The sequence below is a fragment of the Streptomyces sp. TLI_185 genome (genome assembly GCF_003814765.1).
Taxonomy (GTDB): domain Bacteria; phylum Actinomycetota; class Actinomycetes; order Streptomycetales; family Streptomycetaceae; genus Streptomyces.
Genome location: NZ_RKRB01000001.1, coordinates 4918557 through 4937837, shown reverse-complemented (window position 1 = coordinate 4937837; position 19281 = coordinate 4918557). Strand labels below are relative to the sequence as shown.

General features: G+C 69.9%; 19 protein-coding genes. 11 read left to right on the top strand and 8 right to left on the bottom strand.

The annotated features are described in order from the left end of the window. Positions 1-927, bottom strand: a complete 927-nt coding sequence (gene mshD, locus EDD92_RS22690; RefSeq protein WP_123966027.1) for a mycothiol synthase — start codon at positions 925-927, stop codon at positions 1-3. A 175-nt stretch (positions 928-1102) separates the two neighbouring features. Between mshD and EDD92_RS22685 the strand changes: the two genes are divergently transcribed. From EDD92_RS22685 to EDD92_RS22665, 6 genes are all read left to right on the top strand, one after another. Further along, the gene (locus tag EDD92_RS22685) at positions 1103-2902 is read left to right on the top strand and encodes a bifunctional UDP-sugar hydrolase/5'-nucleotidase (protein ID WP_123966026.1); all 1800 of its coding nucleotides are present in this window, start codon (positions 1103-1105) and stop codon (positions 2900-2902) included. A gap of 58 nt (positions 2903-2960) precedes the next feature. Beyond that, complete coding sequence (locus tag EDD92_RS22680; protein WP_123966025.1) at positions 2961-4151, top strand: DUF2993 domain-containing protein; 1191 nt, start codon at positions 2961-2963, stop codon at positions 4149-4151. 326 nt (positions 4152-4477) lie between these two features. Then, positions 4478-4606: a hypothetical protein gene (locus tag EDD92_RS51250; protein ID WP_260326690.1), complete on the top strand. Its 129-nt coding sequence runs from the start codon at positions 4478-4480 to the stop codon at positions 4604-4606. Between the two features lie 113 nt (positions 4607-4719). Further along, entirely contained in the window at positions 4720-6504 is a 1785-nt protein-coding gene (locus EDD92_RS22675) for an ABC transporter ATP-binding protein (protein WP_123966024.1), read from the top strand. A gap of 76 nt (positions 6505-6580) precedes the next feature. Then, entirely contained in the window at positions 6581-6814 is a 234-nt protein-coding gene (locus tag EDD92_RS22670; RefSeq protein WP_123970497.1) for a type II toxin-antitoxin system VapB family antitoxin, read from the top strand. Next, complete coding sequence (locus EDD92_RS22665; protein ID WP_123966023.1) at positions 6811-7218, top strand: PIN domain nuclease; 408 nt, start codon at positions 6811-6813, stop codon at positions 7216-7218. Before EDD92_RS22670 ends, EDD92_RS22665 begins: the two co-directional genes overlap by 4 nt. Before the next feature lie 24 nt (positions 7219-7242). Here EDD92_RS22665 and EDD92_RS22660 read toward each other — a convergent pair whose 3' ends face one another. Continuing rightward, positions 7243-9285, bottom strand: a complete 2043-nt coding sequence (locus EDD92_RS22660) for a pectinesterase family protein (protein WP_123966022.1) — start codon at positions 9283-9285, stop codon at positions 7243-7245. A gap of 230 nt (positions 9286-9515) precedes the next feature. Between EDD92_RS22660 and EDD92_RS22655 the strand changes: the two genes are divergently transcribed. Then, positions 9516-10106, top strand: a complete 591-nt coding sequence (locus tag EDD92_RS22655; protein ID WP_260326689.1) for a Uma2 family endonuclease — start codon at positions 9516-9518, stop codon at positions 10104-10106. A gap of 11 nt (positions 10107-10117) precedes the next feature. On the opposite strand, the gene EDD92_RS22650 is transcribed toward EDD92_RS22655, so the two are convergent. From EDD92_RS22650 to EDD92_RS22625, 6 genes are all read right to left on the bottom strand, one after another. After that, positions 10118-11623 carry a cell wall metabolism sensor histidine kinase WalK gene (locus EDD92_RS22650; protein ID WP_123966021.1) on the bottom strand — a complete coding sequence of 502 codons (1506 nt, stop codon included), beginning with the start codon at positions 11621-11623 and terminating at the stop codon, positions 10118-10120. Next, a complete protein-coding gene (locus EDD92_RS22645) occupies positions 11620-12357 on the bottom strand; it encodes a response regulator transcription factor (protein WP_123966020.1) in 738 nt (245 codons plus the stop codon). Before EDD92_RS22645 ends, EDD92_RS22650 begins: the two co-directional genes overlap by 4 nt. 121 nt (positions 12358-12478) lie before the next feature. Further along, on the bottom strand, positions 12479-12679 hold the full coding sequence (locus EDD92_RS22640; protein ID WP_123966019.1) for a hypothetical protein: 201 nt from the start codon (positions 12677-12679) through the stop codon (positions 12479-12481). 34 nt (positions 12680-12713) lie between these two features. After that, the gene (locus EDD92_RS22635; protein WP_123966018.1) at positions 12714-13772 is read right to left on the bottom strand and encodes a S1C family serine protease; all 1059 of its coding nucleotides are present in this window, start codon (positions 13770-13772) and stop codon (positions 12714-12716) included. 172 nt (positions 13773-13944) lie between these two features. Beyond that, complete coding sequence (locus EDD92_RS22630) at positions 13945-14967, bottom strand: LacI family DNA-binding transcriptional regulator (RefSeq protein WP_123966017.1); 1023 nt, start codon at positions 14965-14967, stop codon at positions 13945-13947. A gap of 97 nt (positions 14968-15064) precedes the next feature. Continuing rightward, entirely contained in the window at positions 15065-15844 is a 780-nt protein-coding gene (locus EDD92_RS22625) for a response regulator transcription factor (protein ID WP_123966016.1), read from the bottom strand. 181 nt (positions 15845-16025) lie between these two features. Here EDD92_RS22625 and EDD92_RS22620 point away from each other — a divergent pair, with 181 nt between their 5' ends. From EDD92_RS22620 to EDD92_RS22605, 4 genes are all read left to right on the top strand, one after another. Then, positions 16026-16889 carry an alpha/beta hydrolase gene (locus tag EDD92_RS22620; protein ID WP_123966015.1) on the top strand — a complete coding sequence of 288 codons (864 nt, stop codon included), beginning with the start codon at positions 16026-16028 and terminating at the stop codon, positions 16887-16889. Positions 16890-16930: 41 nt separating this feature from the next. After that, complete coding sequence (locus EDD92_RS22615) at positions 16931-17185, top strand: MoaD/ThiS family protein (protein WP_123966014.1); 255 nt, start codon at positions 16931-16933, stop codon at positions 17183-17185. Positions 17186-17187: 2 nt separating this feature from the next. Further along, positions 17188-18345, top strand: coding sequence for a hypothetical protein (locus EDD92_RS22610; protein ID WP_123966013.1), 1158 nt, complete (start codon positions 17188-17190; stop codon positions 18343-18345). A gap of 174 nt (positions 18346-18519) precedes the next feature. Further along, positions 18520-19266, top strand: coding sequence for a DUF2993 domain-containing protein (locus tag EDD92_RS22605; protein WP_123966012.1), 747 nt, complete (start codon positions 18520-18522; stop codon positions 19264-19266). Positions 19267-19281: the final 15 nt, after the last annotated feature.

Sequence of the window (19281 nt, the reverse complement as noted above, 5' to 3'; positions counted from 1 at the left end):
TCACGTCTCCGTGCGGTACATCAGATCCGTCTCGTACGTGGTGAACCCCAGCCGCTCGTACACCGACACCGCCGCCTTGTTGTCCCCGTCGACGTACAGCATCGCGGTCGGCAGCCCCTGCGCCTCCAGATGCCGCAGCCCGATCGTCGTCAGGGCCTTGCCCAGCCCCCCGCCCTGCGCCCCGGGACGCACGCCGAGGACGTACACCTCCCCCAGCCGGTCGGCCGCATGCACCTTCGTCCAGTGGAAGCCGACGAGTTCGCCGCCGCGGAAGGCGAGGAAGAACCCCGCGGGGTCGAACCACGGCTCGGCCTTGCGGTCGTCGAGGTCGCGCTGGGTGAGGGAGCCCTGCTCGGGGTGGTGGGCGAACGCGGCGGCGTTCACCGCGAGCCAGGCGGCGTCGTCCTCGCCGGGGACGAAGGTACGGACGGTCACGGCCGACGGCAGCACCGGCTCGGGCAGGTTCAGCCCCGTCAACGGCCGCCGCATCTGCCGCAGTTCGCGGAAGAGCGTGAGCCCCAGGACCTGCGCGAGATGCCGCGCCGCGGAGTGCCCGCCGTGCGCCCACACCCGCAGCCGCTTGCCGGAGGCCGCGAGCAGCGCCGAGCCGAGCGCCCGCCCGTGCCCGTGCCCGCGGTGCGCGGGGTGCACGACCAGCTCGGCGGCCGGTGCCTCCACCGGGTCGGTGTCCTCCAGCTGCGCGTAACCCACGAGCTCGTCGCCGACCCTGAGCAGCAGATGGGACACGCCCTCGCGTTCGCCGCCGCGCAGCTGCAGCCGTCCCTGTTCGGACACCGCCTGCTGGCCGTCGTCCTGGGCGGCCTCGGCGAGCAGGGAGAGCACGGACTCGGTCTGCTCCGGGGAGAGCGCCGAGTAGGTCTCGATGGAGCGGGTCCGGCCGGGCCGGGCGGTGTCGTCGCTGGTCATGCGTACGAGGGTAAGCGGAGGCCCCCGCAAAGTGGCGGTCAAGGGCCGGGCAAAGGGAAACCAGGATGTAACCACGAATCCCTTTTCGCGCTACGCGCGTTGACCCTAGGCTGCGCCCGACGAGGCCATGACATCCAGCAGACCCGCAGGCCTCAACGGACCCTCAGGGGGGCGCATGCCAGCCACTTCCCAGCCGTACCCGCGCCGCAGACGGACGTTCCGTCTCGTCGCCGCAGCCGCCGGACTCGCCACCGCCGGTGCCCTCGCCGCCGCGCTCCCGGCGGACGCGCACGAGACGAAGGGCGGCGGTCACCACCCGAGCCGCTACCAGGACGTACAGCTGCTGTCCTTCAACGACCTGCACGGCAACCTGGAGCCGCCGTCGGGTTCGTCCGGCCGGGTCACCGAGCTGCAGGCCGACGGTACGACGAAGACCATCGACGCGGGTGGTGTCGAGTACCTCGCGACCCATCTGCGCGAGGCCCGCAAGGGCAAGGCGTACTCCATCACCGCGGCCGGCGGCGACATGGTCGGCGCCTCCCCGCTGATCTCGGGCCTCTTCCACGACGAGCCCACCATCGAGGCGCTGAACAAGCTCGACCTGGACGTCACGTCCGTCGGCAACCACGAGTTCGACGAGGGCGCCAGGGAACTGGCCCGGCTGCAGAACGGCGGCTGCCACCCCACGGCCGGCTGCTACACGGACCAGGAGTTCGAGGGCGCCTACTTCCCCTACCTGGCGGCGAACGTCCTCGACGAGAAGACGAACAAGCCGATCCTCAAGCCCTACTGGGTGTGGAAGAAGAAGGACGTCAAGATCGGCTTCATCGGCGTGACCCTGGAGGACACCCCGGGAGTCGTCTCCGCCGAAGGAGTCAAGGGCCTCAAGTTCAAGGACGAGGTCGAGACGATCAACAAGTACGCGCGCGTGCTCCAGGCGCAGGGCGTGAAGTCGATCGTCGCGCTCATCCACGAGGGCGGCCTGCCCGCCTCCGGCTCGTACAACTACAACTGCGACTCCGCGGGCGCGGGCAGCGGCATCTCCGGCCCGATCGTCGACATCGCGAAGAACATCACGCCGTCGGTGGACGCCCTGGTCACGGGCCACACGCACGCGGCCTACGTCTGCACGATCCCGGACCCGGCGGGCAGGCCCCGCATGGTCACCTCGGCCGCGTCCTTCGGCCGTCTCTACACGGACACCACGCTGACGTACGACCGCTTCACCGGTGACATCGCCCGTACGGCGGTCAAGTCGGCGAACCACGTGGTCACCCGGACCGTCGCCAAGGCGCCGGACATGACCGAGCTGATCGGCAAGTGGAACACCCTGGCCGCGCCCATCGGCAACCGTGCGATCGGCTACATCTCCGCGGACGTCCCCAACACCGGCACCGAGTCCCCGATGGGCGACCTGATCGCCGACGCGCAGCTGGCGTACGGCAAGGAGCTCGACCCGGAGACCGACCTCGCGCTGATGAACCCGGGCGGTGTGCGGGCCGGACTGACCTACGCGGCCAAGGGCAGCGAGGGCGACGGGGTGGTCACCTACGCCGAGGGCTTCACCGTCCAGCCCTTCTCCAACACCGTGAACCTGCAGAGCTTCACGGGCGCCCAGCTGATCCAGGTCCTGAAGGAGCAGGTGAGCGGTACGAACGCGGCCGCGCCGAAGATCCTGCAGCCGTCGTCGGGGCTGACGTACACCCTGGACATGACGAAGACGGGCGCGGACCGGGTGGTGACGGACTCCATCAAACTGAACGGGTCCGCCATCGACCCGGCGGCCACCTACCGCGTCGCCACCAACAGCTTCCTCGCGGGCGGCGGTGACGGCTTCCCGACGCTCGGGCAGGGCACGGGCGACCTGGTCGGGACCGACGATCTGGCGGCGCTGGAGAAGTACCTGACGGCCAACTCCTCGGCCGGCAGCCCGATTTCGCCCCCGGCGGCCGACCGGATCACGATCGTGAGCTAGATCGCATACCTGAGGTTGAGGTTGCGGGTGGGGGGCGTTCGCATGGTCGGATGGCTCGATGCGTTCCCCCCACCACATAACGACGCAGCCTGGTACAAACATCAACGACTTTGTTGCGAGTGTCTTTGTCGCAAGCGAGGCCGAGGAAGAGGAGGACGAGCCCTGGGCTCCGCCCAACCACCGCCGCGGCGGCCGCCGCAGGCGAAAACGCTTCGCGGGCCTGCCGCTCGCGCTGAAGGCGGTGGTGGGCGTCGTCGTCCTCGCCGTCTTCCTCACCCTCACCGACCGCTGGGCGCTGCTGTACGCCGAGCGCCGGGCGGCCGATGAGCTCAAGGCGCGGATGCACCTGAGCGCGGCGCCCGAAGTGGACATCGACGGCTTCCCTTTCCTCACCCAACTCGCCGACGGCAGACTGAAGTCGGTGAAGGTCACCGTGCCGGACGTCGCCGCCGACCGGGTCACGCTGGCCAGGGTGACGGCGACCGCACACGACGTACGGCTGGACGCGCCCGACGGACCGACCTCCGTACGGGGCGCGGGGATTCCCCGCCTCGACGGCGACGTGCTGCTCTCCTTCGACGACCTGAACCGCGAACTCGGCGCGTCCCAGGTGACGTTCACGGGAGACGGCCACGACCGGGTGCTGGCGCGCGGCACGCTCCCGGTGGCCGGCCACGACCTCCGGCTGCGGGCCGACGCCCGTATCGGCCGGGACGGCGAGCACGGCATCGCGACGCAGATCGGCGGAATGCGCCTGGACATCGGGGACCTGGCCACCTACCGGCCCGGCACCCGTGCCTCCGAGGGCCTGCACCTGACCCGCTCCTCCGCCGCACGCCTCGCGCACGAGACGAAGAAGGCGAAGGCGCTGTTCGCGGTTCCGGCGGTGATACGGCGGCTCGGCGTACCCGACTCCGCCGTACGCGCGGCCCTGCGCTCCGACACCGAGCTGGCGCGCGTGACGGGCTCCCCGCGCTTCATCCACCGGGCCATGCGGCTCAACCTGATCGACCTGGCGCTGGAACACCCGGCCCTGCTCAAGCGCCTCGGCTTCGACCCGTCCCTCCTGAACGCCCTGCCCCGGCTCACCCGCCCGGTCCTGGCCGACCGCCTGTCCCTGGGCTTCCGCCTGCCCACACCGCACCGCGGTGAGCTGCGGCTGCGGGATGTGCGGGTGGAGAAGGACGGGATCAGGGTGCGGATCGAGGGCGCGGGCCTTTCGGTCGGCAGCACCCCCGGCGCCCCATAAAAGCTGTGTGAGTGCGGATTCGGTTCCGCAATTGACATAAGAATCTCTCACAGCATCAACTCAGGAACCTCTAAGCGGTATTGGCCTTTTGCTTCCTCGGGAATGCCGTAATGTTTTCCATGTCGAAAGCGAACGACGCGAAACGAAGGAGAACATGATGAGCTTCCACAAGATCGCCCCGGTCAAGAAGGCCCACAAGCCTGCACCGGCCCCCAAGAAGAAGGCCCCGAAGAAGCCGGCTCCGAAGCGCCCCGTCGGACACAAGTGCTGACACAGAATTTATCTCGGTAAATCAAAGCAATTCACAGCCAGAAAGGCAGAATCTCATGAGCTTCCACAAGATTGCCCCGGTGAAGAAGAACGACTGCAAGAAGGGCGCCCCGGCCCCCCGCAAGAAGGCGCAGAAGAAGCCCGCCCCGGCCCCGAAGCGCCGCCCCGTCGGCCACCAGGGCTGAGCCACGCCACGAGGCGGGGTCACCGGTCGGCGAGCATCCCGCTCGCACCGGGGCCCCGCCTCGGCCATGTCCGATGGCCGTATCAAGGGCCCTGCGCCCGAAGGGAGTCGACCATGAGCGAGGTCCGTGCGGCCTTCCGCCGTTTCTGGCCGCTGACCCGCGGCGACCGCAAGTGGCTCGCGGCGATCGTCGCGTGCGTGGTGGTGTCCGCGCTCGCCGAGACCGCCTCGATCCTGCTGTTCGCGGAGCTCACCGACAACGCCCTGAAGGCCGGCTCGCTCTCCGCCTTCTGGGGGCCCGCCGGCGCCTGGCTGGCCGTCGCCGCGCTCGGCGCGCTCGTCGGCTACCTCGGCAACTCCCTTGCCACCTGGACCGCGGAGAGATTCGTGCTGCGGCTACGGGCGGGCGTCTTCCGGCATGTCCAGGGCCTGCCACCGCACTTCTTCCAGAAGCACCGCCAGGGCGACCTGGTCGAGCGGCTGACCGGTGACGTCGAGGCCATCGAACAGATGGTCGTCTCGGGTGTCGTCGGCACGGCGTCGGCCGCCTTCTCGGCGGTCTTCTACTCCTGCGCCGCCCTCTACCTGCGCTGGGACCTGGCCCTGGCCACGTTCGTCCTCGCGCCCCTCTTCCTCCTCGCCGCCCGCCGCTTCTCCGGCCGTATCAGGACGGCCTCGCAGGACGAACGGGTCGCCGACGGCGCGATCACCTCCGTCGTGGAGGAGTCGCTCGGCAACATCGTTCTCACCCAGGCCTACAACCGCCGCCGGGACGAGGAGCAGCGCCTCGACCGCGAGGCGCGCGCCTGGATGACCGCGTCGGTCCGCGGGGCCCGCCTCAGCGAGATGTACGAGCAGTTCGTCGAGGTCGTGGAGACGCTCTGCGTCCTGGCCGTCATCGGCCTGGGCGTCTGGGAGATCTCGGCCGGCCGTATGACGCTGGGCCAGCTCCTCGCCTTCGCCGCCTTCCTCGGCTACCTCTACCCGCCGGTCCGCAACCTCGGTCAGCTCGGCCTCACTCTCACCGCCGCGACCGCGGGCGCCCAGCGCCTGAACGAGATCCTGGACGCGAAGCCCGCCGTCGCCGACCCCGCCCAACCGGTCGCCCAGTGGCCGGTGCGCGGCTGGGTCGCCTTCCACGACGTGTCCTTCCGCTACCCCGAGTCCCGCCGCGCCTCCCTGCGCGACGTGACATTCGCCGCGGGACCTGGCGAGCTGGTGATCGTCACGGGTTCGAGCGGCGCAGGCAAGTCGACCCTCTCCAAACTCCTCACCCGCTTCTACGACCCCGCGCAGGGCACGATCACCCTGGACGGCGTCCCGCTCACGGACGTACCGCTGGAGTTCCTGCGCGAGAACGTGGCGCTGCTGCCCCAGGAGACCCTCGTCCTCAGCGGCACCCTCCGGGAGAACATCGCCTGCGGGCGGCCCGGCGCGAGCGACGAGGAGGTCGAGCAGGCGGCCCGCGAGGCGGCGGCGCACAACTTCATCACCGCCCTGCCCGAGGGGTACGACACCCACATCGCGCCCGGCACGGCCGCCCTCTCCGGAGGCCAGCTGCAGCGCGTCGCCATCGCCCGCGCGATGCTCCGCGCCGCACCGGTCCTGGTCCTCGACGAACCGACCGCGGGCCTGGACGCGGTGGCCGCCCGCCAGGTGGTGACACCGCTGCGCAAGCTGATGGCGGGCCGTACGACGATCATGATCACGCACGATCTGAGCCTCGCGCCGGACGCGGACCGGATCCTCGTCGTCGACCGGGGCCGCCTGGTGGAGGCGGGCACCCACCACGAACTCCTCGCCCGCCCGGGCGCCTACGCCCGGCTGGCCGAGCCGCTGCCGGACGCCGTGGCCGACGTACCGCCGGCGCAGGACGAGACGATGATCCTCAGGTGGTAGCAGAGGATGCCTTCCTGCGATGTTGGCGATGTACCCTGATGATGTACATCATGGACTCGCGGGCGAGGTGGTCAGTATGTCCGTTACCCAGATCGATCTTGATGACGAAGCGCTGTCCGAAGCGATGCGCCTGATGGGAGCGTCCACCAAGAAGGAGACAGTCAACGCGGCCCTGCGGGACTACGTGGCCAGGATCAAGAGGCTCGAGGCAGCCGAGAGATTGGCTGCTCGCGGTGAGCGCGGCGAGTTCGAGGCCGCGGCAGCCGCGCATGAAGCAGCCAAGCGCGCGCGACAGGCGTCCTTCGAGTGATCACGTACTTGCTCGACACGTCTGCACTGTGGCACCTGTTCCGCACGCCGGGGGCGCTGCGGCCCTGGGAGGGCCACATCGCCGCCGGCGTGTTCCACATCTGTGAGCCCACCAGGACGGAATTCCTCTTCTCGGCCACCGGCCCGGCCCACCGTGACGAGCTGGCCGAGGAACTCGATGCCCTGTGCCAGTTCTCTCCGGTGCCCAAGAACGCGTGGCGCTGGGTCGACACCGCTCAGTACAAACTCACCCAGCGTGGGCAGCACCGTTCCGCGGGCGTCATCGACCTCCTGGTGTGCGCGACCGCCGTCTACCATGGCCACACCGTGCTCCACGTGGACAACGACTTCGCCGCCGTGGCGTACGTCCTGAAGGAGGTGGAGCAGCGAGACGTACGCGGCTGACAACAGCGGTCGCCGCACCGGACGTCAGGAAGCCGTCGGCGTCCAGCCGGCCAGCCAGTCCGCGACCTCCTGGCCGGCGGCCTGCGCGTCCGTCAGCTGCGGCCGGTCACTGCTCGCCGCACCCGACCCCGCACCCGTGTTCTTGTACTCGGCGAACCGGTCGTCCTTCCAGGAGAAGCCACTCATGTCGGTCCACGGGGTGGTCTTGACCGCCGCACTCAGGCTGGTGTTGCGGACCGTGGTCTGCGGGTCCAGGGTCGCGTCGCCGCCCGCGTGCCACGGCCGTCCGAGGTAGAAGGACCGGTTGGACACATCGCCGTTGACCGTGGAGTTGGCGATCAGGATGCCCTTGCGGTTGGCGGCGGTGCTGGGGGCGGTGACGAACCCTGCCGACGTCCCGTTGTAGCGCTTCTTGAGCGTGATGACGGACTTGTCGATCACGGCCGTGGCCCGCCCGAAGATGAAGTCGACGTTGCCGACGACGTACGAGTTGCTCATGTAGACGCGGCCCAGCTTGTCCTTGGCCGCGGTGTCCACGAGCAGCGTGTCCTGGTCGCCGCTGACGATGATTCCGTCGAGGAACACCTTGTCGGAGCTGGTGCGCAGGGCGACGGCCTGCTGGGCGATGTCCTGGTGGGCGGCCTCGTCGAAGTCGTTGGAGATGGTCAGGTTGCGGGCCTGGAAGTCGTCGGCGTCGACGGCGACGGTGGCGCTTCCGCCGGTGCCGTACGTACCCGACCCGTCGGGCTTCTGCGTTCCCGCCGCGTTGTTGTAGACGATCACCGTGTCCTTACGGCTGGCGCCCGTGCCCTGGATGGTGACGTGCGGCTTGTTGGCGGGGACCTTGACCAGCTCGCGGTAGGTCCCCGGCTTGACCGCGATCACGACCCGGGAGGTGTTGTTCGCCGGTACGGCGTTCACGGCGGCCTGGACCGTCCTGTACTGGCCGGACCCGTCCTGGGCGACGGTGAGGGTGGTGGCAGCGGCGGACGTGGACGTCGTGGTGGCCGTCGTACCGATGGAACTGCGCGGCCCCGCACCGGACTTGAGGATCGCGGGCACGTCGGCGGCCTTGTCGAGGGTGTAGCTGTAGTAGCTCTTCGGGTCCCAGGAGGCGCCCGATCCCCCGCTCTCGTTCCGCCCCGTCGTCCCGGAGAACTGGTTCCCCCGCTGGACGAGGGTGGCCGTGCTGTCCCTGATCACGGGGTTGTTGATGCCCTGGAAGCAGGAGTTCTCCAGCAGCATGTTGGTCCTGCCGCGCGAGTAGTTGCCGTAGGAGGACTTGATGTCGGTGCCGGCCACGTCCTCCAGGTAGTTGTTGTAGAGATGGGCATGGGCGACGTTGTCCGTCGAGGGGTTGCGCTGCTCGGTCTCGCGGATCCAGTTGTGGTGGACGGTGATGTCCGCGGTGACGTTGGTGGTCCAGCCGATGCCGAAGGCCTTGTTGTCCTGGCTGAGCCTGTTCCAGGAGACGGTCAGGTAGCTGGTGTCCTTGCGGCTGTCGATCAGCCCGTCGGCCATGTGCCGGATGTCGTCGTGGTCGATCCAGACGTGATGGGCGCCGTCCATCTGGATGCCGTCGAAGTCGTGGTCCTTGTCGTTCCAGGTGCCCTGGTACGTGTCCCGGATGGTGAGGTTCCGGATGATCACGTTGTGGACGCCCTGGCCGAGGAAGAACCCGCCGCCGACGATCTGCCCGGAGGTCCCGGACCCGACGATGGTCTTGTTGCTCTGGACCTTGATCTCTTTCCCGACGGGATCGATGTTGATGGCCGCGGCCACGACGATGACATACGGGTCGGCGGAGGTCGCGTACTTCTCCAGGTCGGCCTGGGTCCTCACGGTGACGGTCTTGCCGTCCCGGCCGCCATAAGTGCCGTTCTGGCCAAGGGCGTTGACGGAGGCGAAGCCGTCGGCGACGGCGGTGGCCCAGGCGGGGGCGGTGGTGGCGGCGGACGCCTTGGGCTGGGCGCCGGGGAACATGCCGTACGCCAGGGTGCCCGCCGCCGTGAGGGCGAGGGGGACGGTGACGGCGAGAGCGGTTCTGCGTCGGCGGTGCTGGGCCATGGGGGAATCCGTTCCGTGCGGGGGATGGACAGGACCGGTGATGGGTCGTCACCCCGCGGGGAAAGGTTGCCGGGACGCGAGTGGTGGATCGTTCCGGCTTCGCTCGAACGGGTGAGCTGGGGGCGTTTGCCCAGGTCACCCGTGTCCTCTTACCTACCGTGATCGCGTCGCTTGTGCCGCAGGCACGTCCAGCCCACATGTGAGGAGGAGCCACCCTGACCGCTGAGTTCTTGAACAGACCCGGCCTGGACGAGGTCCTGTGGCAGGCATGGAAGGCCATGGAACTCCCCGAGGGCTACCGCGCCGAGATCATCGAGGGAGTCATCGAGGTGTCACCCACCGGCCGCTTCTCGCACAGCCAGATCGTCTTCATGCTGAGAGAGGCGTTGGGGGAGTTCCTGAAGGGCGGGGACTTCGCCACCCGGAACGGCACGAACGTCATCCATGAGAGCCGCGTTTGGGTGCCCGACCTGTTCGTTGTCGCCACGGACCCTGAGCGCTACGTGACGGACGACGGGATCGGCCTGACGGCTGGGGCTGTACGAGCCATCTTCGAAGTCACTTCTCCCGGGAAACGCAGTCTCGCGCGCGACCGTGTCGGCAAGCGCCGCGAATATGCCCGCGCCGGAATCCCCATCTACGTGATCATCGACGACTACGACGTTCAGGGCGCAGTCACTGTCTTCACCAGGCCCCGCCCCGACAAGGCCGACTGGGAGGACATCCACCGCGTCCCCTACGGCACCGAGGTCACCATTCCCGAAGGCCCCGCCAAGGGTTTCGTGATCGGCGAGACGATCACCGGCCCGAAGCGCGGGTGAGGCCGGCCGGACTACGGCCCCTCCGGCGGAGGCATCGGCGCCCCCGGCAGCCGTACCGTCGCGACCGTGCCGCCGCCCTCCGCGCGGGCCAGGGTGACCTCGCCGCCCGCCTGCTCCACCGTCCGCGCGACTATCGACAGACCCAGGCCCGAGCCCGGCAGCGCCCGGGCGCTCGGTGAGCGCCAGAAGCGGTCGAAGACGTGGGGGAGTTCCTCGGCAGGGATGCCGGGGCCGTGGTCGCGGACGGTCAGGATGCCGCTGCCGAGCTCCACCTCGATGGTGCCGCCCTCGGGGCTGAACTTCACCGCGTTGTCGAGGATGTTGACGATCGCCCGCTCCAGGGCGGACGGCTCCGCCCGTACGTACCAGGGGTGCAGGTCCGCCGTGATCGTCAGCTCCGGCCCGCGCAGCCGTGCCCGGCGCAGCGCCGCTTCCACCGTGTCCTCCAGCGAGATCACCTGGACGCGCTCGCCCTCCTGGCCCGCCGACCGCGACAGCTCCTGCAAGTCGCCGATCAGGGCGGCCAGTTCGGTCATCTGCGCCTTCACGGAGGCGAGGAGCGCCTTGCGGTCGGCCGGGGGGAGGGGGCGGCCGGTCTCCTCGCTTCGGGTGAGGAGTTCGATGTTCGTGCGCAACGACGTCAGCGGTGTGCGGAGTTCGTGACCCGCGTCTGCGATGAGCTGCTGCTGCAGGTCGCGGGAGCTGGCCAGGGACGCGGTCATCGAGTTGAAGGAGCGGGAGAGACGGGCCACCTCGTCCTCGGCGTCGTCCTCCACGGGGATGCGGATGCCCAAGTCCTCGGTGCGGGCCACGTGTTCGACGGCTTCCGTGAGCTTGTCGACAGGGCGCAGTCCGGCGCGGGCGACCGCGAGGCCTGCGGCGCCGGCGCCGAGGACTCCGACGCCGGAGACCAGGAGGAGGATCAAGGCCAGGTCGTTGAGGGTCTTCTCGGTGTTCTTGAGGGGGACCGCGATGAGGAGTGCGGTGTCGGGGTACAGCTGGGGCGGGCCGCCCGGGCCCTGGACGAGCAGAGGAGTGGTGAACACGCGGACGGCATTGCCGTCGCTGTCGGTGCCGTCCCGGATGATCCCGTCGAGGGGGTTCCCCTTGCCGCTGCCCGCTTCCTTGATCACGTTCTTGTCGGCGCTGGTGACCTTGACGGTGCCGGCCGAGGTCGAGGACACGCAGGGCGTCCCGTCCGCCTTGACCAGCTGAATGTAGTTGTTCTGCGTCCGCAGTCCCCTGTTGCCGGTCTGGTCGTTCTTGTCAGTCTGGTCGTTCTGGTCGGTCGGGACTGTGTGGGGGCAGGCAAGGAGGAGCTCCGCCACCTGGCTGTACCGCTGTGGCTCCGACATCTTCCTGAGGTCGGCGTTGACCTGGTCGTACAGCTTCCCCTGCACGATGAACCAACAGGTGACCGAAACCGCCGCCACCGCAAACGCCACAGCGGCAGCGACGAGCATCGCCAGCCGCGACCGAATCGGCAGCGTCTGGAAGCGGCGCAGGACCTTCCTCACTCCGCGCCACCCTGCCGCAGCACATACCCGACGCCCCGCACCGTGTGCACGAGGCGCGGCTCGCCGCCCGCCTCCGTCTTCCGGCGCAGGTACATCACATACACGTCCAGAGAATTGGAGCTCGGCTCGAAGTCGAAGCCCCACACCGCCTTCAGGATCTGCTCACGCGTGAGCACCTGACGCGGGTGTGCCATGAACATCTCCAGGAGGGTGAACTCCGTGCGGGTCAGCTCCACCGGGCGCCCGCCCCGCGTCACCTCCCGGGTCGCCAGGTCCATCCGCAGGTCGGCGAAGGTCAGTGCCTCGTCCTCGTGGAGGGCCCCGGCAGCCGCCGCGGCGGCGTACGAGCTGCGCCGCAGCAGGGCACGGACGCGCGCGAACAGCTCGTCCAGCTCGAAGGGCTTGACCAGGTAGTCGTCGGCGCCGGCGTCCAGGCCCGTCACCCGGTCACCGACGGTGTCGCGCGCCGTCAGCATCAGGATCGGTGTCGTCGTGCCCGCCCCCCGCATGCGGCGGGCCGCGGTCAGGCCGTCCATGCGCGGCATCTGGATGTCGAGGACGACCAGGTCGGGCTGGTACGCCGTCGCCTTCTCCAGGGCGTCGGCACCGTCGACCGCGACCTCCGTCTCGTAGCCCTCGAAGGCGAGGCTGCGCTGGAGTGCTTCGCGCACGGCCGGCTCGTCGTCGACGATCAGGATGCGCTGCGGGTCACGGTCGCCATCGGCGGGGCTCATGGGCTTCGGATTCCTCGGGTGCGGTGGGACGACAGGAGCTGAGGGGGCCGGCACTGCTGAACGCCTTCAGCCTCGCATGTTTCCCTGCGGACACGTGAAGAGCAGGAGCGGCGGGCGGGGATCAGCCGCGCATCGTCGAGAGCCGGTTCAGCGGCACCTTGCGGCGGTGCGGGCGGGCGGCCGTGGTGTGCAGGCCCATCAGCTGCGGGGCCACCTCAGGCGCCCGCGTCGTCGGTGCGTGCAGTTCGTACGCCACCTCGAGGGCCAGGGCGAGACCGGCCGGGTTGCTGCCGGCGACGGAGTGGGAAACCTGCTGGATCATGACGCACTCCCTACTGGACCGGACGGCCCCTGGATCAGCTGGTGGAACCGGACCGCAGCGTGGCCAGGTCGGACTTGACGGTGTTGATCGGGATGGCGAAGCCGAGGCCGACGCTGCCGGCGTCCGACGAACCCGAGGACGACTGCGAACTGGCGGAGTACATCGCGGAGTTGATGCCGATGACGTTGCCCGCGGCGTCGATCAGCGCGCCGCCGGAGTTGCCCGGGTTGAGGGACGCGTCGGTCTGGATCGCCTTGTACGTGGTCGTCGAGGAACCGGTGTCGCCGTTGAACTGCTGGCCGCCGAAGGAGAACGGCCACCGGCCGTCACCGCCGCCCTGGCCCTGCCCCTGGTTCTGGCCCTCGTCGGTCGAGACGGTGACGTCGCGGTTCAGGGCCGAGACGATGCCGCTGGTGACCGTGCCGCTCAGGCCCTCGGGGGAGCCGATCGCCACGACCGTGTCGCCGACCTGGACGCCGGAGGAGTTGCCGAGCGTGGCCGGCTTGAGACCGGAGGCGCCCTCCAGCTTGATCAGGGCGAGGTCCTTCTTGCTGTCGGTGCCGACGACCTTCGCGGTGTACGACTTCCCGCTGCTGGTCGTCACCTTGATCGACGAGGCCCCGGAGATGACGTGGTTGTTGGTGACGATCTCGCCGCCGCTGGTGATGATCACGCCGGAGCCGGTCGACGAGCCGTTGCTGAGGGTGGCGCTGATCTCGACCACGCTCGGGCTGACGGCCGCGGCGATCGTGGCGACGTCGCCCTTCTTGCCGGCCGGCACCACATTGGTGCTGGTGCTGCTGGTGGCGACGATGTCGTTGCCCGTCAGCTCCTGGAAGGCGTACGCGGTGCCGCCGCCGATCGCCGCGGCGACGATCGCCACGGCTGCCAGCAGGGCCAGGGGGCCCCGGGCCCGCTTCTTCGGCGCCGGAGCGGCGGGCTCGACCGTGACCTGCTGCGCCGGCGGCTGCGCCGGCGGGGGCGGCCACTCGGGGTTCACAGGGGAGGAGGCGTGCTGCGGGGTGCCCTGCTGCGGGTTCCCGTAGCTGTCATAGCTCTCGTACTCGCCGCTGCGGCGGAAGCTCTCGGTCATGACAACGAGCTTGAACCGTGACCATGAGAGCTTCCTGAGTGCCGGCTGAGAAGCCCGGCAGAACCTTGTTTGCCCGATATAAAGGCGGTACTCGCAGCTCGGGCCGCTCTCTCAGACAGGCTTCACAAAAGCGCCCCGACAGGGGCGACGAACGACGGCCGAACCGGCGGAGCTACTCGCAGCCGCAGGAGCTTCGAGCCACCAGGCGCGAAGGAAACGTCTTCAACCGCTCCCGCCGGGCGCCGGCGACTCGCAGCCCGTCGTCGAGTACGAGGTCCACGGCCGCCCGGGCCATCGCGGAGCGGTCCGAGGCGATGGTGGTCAGGGGCGGGTCGGTCAGCGCCGCCTCCTTGATGTCGTCGAAGCCGGCCACCGCCAGCCGGCCCGGCACGTCGATGCGCAGCTCGCGGGCGGCCCGCAGCACGCCGATCGCCTGGTCGTCGGTGGAGCAGAAGATCGCTGGCGGCCGCTGCGGCCCGGAGAGGATCTCCAGCGCCACGCGGTAGGCGTCGTAGCGGTTGTACGGCGCCTCGAAGAGCCGCCCCTCGGTGGAGATCCCGGCCTCGTCCATCGCGCGCCGCCAGCCCTCGACGTGGTCGGAGACGGGGTCGCCGACCGCCGGGGTCTCGGCGGTGCCGCCCATACAGGCGACGTAGTCGTAGCCGTGCTCGATGAGGTGGCGTACGGCGAGCTGGGCGCCGCCCAGGTCGTCGGTGACGACGGCGACGTCGTCGATGGCCTCGGGCCGCTCGTGGAGGAGGACGACCCGGGCGTCCCAGGCCTCGATCTCGGCGGCGGCCTGGTCGTTGAGGGCGTGCGAGACGAGGATGAGCCCGGAGACCCGCATCCCCAGGAAGGCGCGCAGGTAGTGGACCTCGCGCTCGCTGACGTAGTCGGTGTTGCCGACGAGCACCATCTTTCCGCGCTCGGAGGCGGCCTGTTCGACCGCGTGCGCCATCTCCCCGAAGAAGGGCTGGCGGGCGTCCGGGATGATCAGGCCTATGAGGTCGGTGCGTCGGGACGCCATCGCCTGGGCGACCCGGTCCGGCCGGTACCCCAGCTCCTTGATGGCGGCGAGGACACGCTCGCGCGTGGCCGGGGCGACCGGCCGGGGTCCGTTGTTGATGACATAACTGACGACGGCGGTCGAAGTTCCCGCCAGCCGTGCCACATCATCCCGAGTCACCTTGGCCACGCGCGGAGTCTACGCGGATATACCGGCCCTGGGCAGGGCGAGAAGGAGCTTGCCTCCACGCCCTCTGTGCGGAAGCAATGCCCCTTCCGGCGGTCCGCTATGCCTCGGCCGCCACCTCGGTGCTGTCCAGAGCGGCGGTCTCGTCCGCATCCTCCGGCTTTGCCCGGTCTGCCTTGGCCTTGGCCTCGTCGGAGACGCGATCGGCCTTCTCGGGAGTAACGAATCGATAACCGACGTTCCGGACGGTCCCGATCAGCGACTCGTGCTCGGGGCCGAGCTTGGCGCGCAGGCGTCGTACGTGGACGTCGACCGTCCGGGTACCGCCGAAGTAGTCGTAGCCCCAGACCTCCTGCAGCAGCTGCGCACGCGTGAAGACGCGGCCCGGGTGCTGAGCGAGGTACTTGAGGAGCTCGAACTCCTTGAAGGTGAGGTCGAGGACCCGCCCCTTGAGCTTCGCGGAGTACGTCGCCTCGTCGACCGACAGGTCGCCGTTGCGGATCTCCATGGGGGAGTCGTCGTTGACGATCTGCTGCCGGCCCATGGCCAGCCGCAGTCGCGCCTCGACCTCCGCCGGGCCGGCGGTGTCGAGGAGCACGTCGTCGATGCCCCAGTCGGCGGTGACGGCCGCGAGGCCGCCCTCGGTGACGACGAGGACGAGTGGACAGCCGGGGCCCGTGGAGCGCAGCAGCTGGCACAGGCTGCGGACCTGGGGCAGGTCACGGCGGCCGTCGACGAGGATGACGTCGGCACCGGGGGTGTCGACGAGGGCGGGGCCCTCCGCCGGAGCCACTCGCACGTTGTGCAGGAGCAGGCCGAGGGCGGGGAGCACCTCTGTCGACGGCTGGAGGGCATTGGTCAGGAGCAGCAGAGAACTCATCAGTCTGGTTCCTCCTCGGTCCCTGCGAGGACGTATGGCGGTGCGGCACTGCTCTGCGATCCCGGGGCCCCGTACACCTGCGGTTTCCTTGCTTTTCCCGCTTCGTATACAACGCTTCCGAAAGCACAAAAGGACCCGGGGGCTACGCTGCCCGAGTCCTCTGCCCAGCAGAATAGCCCACATGAGCATCACTCCGGCAGGTCATGTGGCGCGATCCACCGTTCGTCCGAATCTTGAGACGGGCAGAGGGGGGCCTTTCCGTACGTTTCTGCGCACGGACGACGGTGTTGCGATCGATTCCGTATACGACCCGGGTGCGGTCGTATACGACGGCTCCACGCAACCTTCCGTTGTTCCCGTGTTCGTCGTCGCCCACGGGTTCACGGGCGATGTGGACCGGCCGCATGTCCGGCGGGTGGCGGAGGCGTTCGCGCAGTACGGGGCCGTGGTCACGTTCTCCTTCCGCGGCCACGGCGCCTCCGGCGGCCGCTCGACGGTCGGCGACCGTGAGGTCCTCGACCTGGCGGCCGCGGTGGAGTGGGCGCGGGGGTTCGGGCACGCGCGCGTGGTGACCGTCGGCTTCTCGATGGGCGGCTCCGTGGTGCTGCGCCACGCGGCGCTGTACGGACAGGGGCGCGAGGGGCGCACCGAAGCGGCGACGGACGCCGTGGTTTCGGTGAGTGCCCCCGCCCGCTGGTACTACCGGGGCACCGCCCCTATGCGGAAGCTCCACTGGCTGGTAACACGGCCGGAGGGCCGGCTGGTGGGCCGCTACGGATTCCGTACCCGGATCCACCACCGGGAGTGGGACCCGGTACCGATGTCCCCCGTGGAGGCCGTACCGCGGATCGCGCCCACGCCGCTGCTGATCGTGCACGGAGACCGGGACGGCTACTTCCCGGTCGACCACCCGCGCATGCTGGCCGACGCTGCCGGTGACCGGGGCGAACTCTGGCTGGAGCCCGGCATGGGCCACGCGGAACACGCGGCCACCGACGCTCTGCTGGCCCGTATCGGGACCTGGGGTGCCGCGCAGGCGGGCTAGCCTGACCGTGTACACCGCCGATCCACTACCAGAGGAACCGGATGCCGAAGGTCACGGTGCGCTACTGGGCCGCCGCGAAGGCCGCGGCCGGGGTCGCCGAGGAGCCGTACGACGCGGCCACCCTCGCCGAGGCGCTCGACGCCGTGCGCGCGCGACACCCCGGAGAACTCACGCGCGTCCTGCAGCGATGCTCGTTCCTCATCGACGGTGACCCCGTGGGCACCCGCGGACATGAGACGGTACGGCTGGCCGACGGCGGCACGGTCGAGGTGCTCCCGCCGTTCGCAGGAGGGTGACGATGACCAACCAGCCGTACGAGGGCTCGTACGACGCGTACGACCCGTATCAGCAGCAGCCCCAGCAGCAGGCGTGGACCGGCGAGCAGGGGCAGCAGCCGTACCAGGGCTACCAGGGGTACGACGACCCGCACGCCGCCCAGGCTCAGCAGTACCAGCAGTACACGCAGCAGTGGCAGGGGCAGACCTGGGAGGCACAGGGGGCGGCGTATGCCGAACCCGGCGTTGCAACTCCTGCAGCCGGCCCGGGGCACGACGCCCCCGGCGCTGCAGGCCTTGCCCACCCGTCCCGCCTGGGGGTCCCCCCAGGCCCTTCAGGCACTGGGGGAGGGACGACTACCCAAAGCGGTGAGGGCGAGGAGGACTCCGACTACGGCCCCGCGACCCTCGCCGGCAACTCCCGGATCACGGACGCCCAGCGCGCCCGTGAGGAGGGACGTTCCCCGATCATCGAGCCGGGCATGCAGCCGGCCGGGCTCACGGCGCTGCTGGGTCTGCTCGTGTCCGGTGCGGCGGCGGTCGGCTCGTACGCCCTGCTCGTCCCGCTCATCGCCCTGCAGGCGGTCACCGCGGCGGGCTGGTTCCGGCTGAACGGCATGTGGCCGGCCCGGCAGGGCATCGCGCTGGCGTTCCTGGGCGCGCTGGCCGCGGACGTCGCGCTGCTGGTGGCGGGCCGGGAGAACGCCCCCGCGGCGATCCTGGGCACCCTCGGCGTCTGGGTCCTGCTCTCCCTGGTCCTCCAGCTGCGCTCGCACGCGGACCCGGACGAGCGGATGTACGGCCTGATGGCGACCGTCGCCTCGGCGGCGCTGTCCATCGTCGCGGCCGGATACCTCGCGGCCGAGCCGGACGCGGTGACCGTCGGCGCGGCCGCCGTGGCGGTGGCCGTCCTGGCCCGCGCCCTGCCGCTGCCCACCCCGGCGTCGGTCGTGGTCTCGCTGCTCGCCGCGGCGGGGGCGGGCATCGCGGTCGGCGGGATGACCGGCTTCGGCGCGAAGGGTGCCCTGCTCGGCGCGGGCGCGGCGGCCTGCGCCCTGATCGGCCACCGGGTGGCGAGCTACGACTACCCGTCGAGGTTCGTCCACTTCACAGCGGGTGTGGCCCTGCCACTGACGGCGGCGGCACCGGTGGTGTTCGTGCTGGGGCGGGCGCTGGCGTAGGGCTGGACTGGGGGCGGCAGCCCCCAGCTCACGGCCGGACCGACCCCGGCAACCTCTGTCACAGCTGATCGACAACTCCCCGATCAAACCCCGGTGCAGGGTTACTCTCGCGCTGGACGGCCACCCGGTCGTCGTGACCGTCATCGTCGTCCGGCCAGGTGGGGGAAAAACCGAATGCGCGCCCTGCGAATACTTCTGATCGTCGTCGTGGTCCTGGGCGGCCTCTTCGTCATCGCGGACCGCGTCGCGGTCCACTTCGCCGAGAACGAGGCGGCGGACAAGGTGAAGACCACCGAGAACCTCGCCACCACCCCGGACGTGTCCATCAAGGGCTTCCCCTTCCTCACCCAGGTCGCCTCCGGCGAGCTGGACGACGTCGAGATCGGCATCAAGGACTACGAGGCCGACACCGGCACCGCCACCGGCGGCAACGGCGGCCCGAAGACGATCCGTATCGACGACCTGAAGGCCGACATGAAGGGCGTCAGCTTCTCCGGCGACTACAGCTCCGCCACCGCGGCCACCGCGACGGGCACCGCCACGATCGCCTACGACGAACTCCTCAAGGCGGCCAAGTCCGAGCCGACGCGGATCATCCCCGGCGTCAACGCCCAGGTCGTCGGCCTCTCCGACGGCGGCAACGGCAAGATCAAGGTGGACATCAAGGTCACCGCCGCGGGCGCCGCGCAGACGTATCCCGTGCTCAGCTCGGTGACCGTGGACGGCGACACCGTCAAGGTGCACGCGGACAACCTGCCCAAGCTGGTCGTCGACCTCGCCGACTCCCGCATCCGGTCGATCACCGACTTCCAGCAGGCGATCCACCAGCTGCCGGGCGGCGTGAAGCTGGACAGTGTGCAGGCTGGGCAGAACGGTGTGGAGATCACGGTGAAGGGTTCGAACGTCAGGCTCGCGGGGTAGTACGACGGGCGGTGG